The organism is Mesorhizobium sp. Cs1321R2N1 (genome assembly GCF_037179725.1).
Taxonomy (GTDB): Bacteria; Pseudomonadota; Alphaproteobacteria; order Rhizobiales; family Rhizobiaceae; genus Mesorhizobium; species Mesorhizobium salmacidum.
In genome coordinates this window covers 1-584 of record NZ_JAPYKP010000332.1, presented here as the reverse complement: position 1 = coordinate 584, position 584 = coordinate 1, and the positions used below count along the sequence as shown (strand labels likewise).

1 protein-coding gene is annotated in these 584 nt (G+C 69.5%); it reads right to left on the bottom strand.

Annotated features, from left to right (window positions below):
- Window positions 1–440, bottom strand: a 440-nt coding sequence (locus tag O7A61_RS32340; RefSeq protein WP_337133196.1) for a sigma factor, incomplete at its 3' end; no start/stop codon positions are given.
- Between the last annotated feature and the right edge of the window lie 144 nt (window positions 441–584).

The window sequence follows — 584 nt, the reverse complement described above, 5'->3', positions numbered from 1 at the left end:
GCTTCGGGGCCCGGTTCGCCGTCGGCGGGATCCGGCAGCTCGGCGTCGGGATAGGGCTCCAGCCAGGTCAGTTCGGCGGCTGGGCCAGCAGCGGCGCGGCCTTCGGTCGGCGGCCGTGCCGGCTCTTCGAGAATGCGGCGCGTCGACGACCTTGCCTTGATCGCGTTGAGGCAGCTGTTGGTGGCAATGGCGTAGAGCCAGCCACGCGGCGAGCCGTGGCCGTCGAATTGCGAGCGGCCGCGCCATGCTTTCAGGAAAGTGTCCTGGACGAGGTCGTCGGCCTCGTGGAGCGAGCCCATCATGCGGTAGCAGTGCAGCTTGAGTTCGCGGCGGTGGGTGATGGTCAGGCGCTCGAAAGCGGGCCGGTCGAGGACCGGCCGGCCCGATGGCCCGGCAGGAGCGTCTGTCATTTCGAGCTCGCCATGATGATTTCGGGTCATCCTGCGCGCCTCACGCCGCCGCCGCAAGGCCGCTGCCGTTCACCGTGAAGGCGGTGCCCTGCATCTTGCCGGCAGCGAGCGCGACCACGGCGCTGGCGACATCGGCGGGCGTCTGCACATCGGTCATGCTGGCCAGGAAATCCG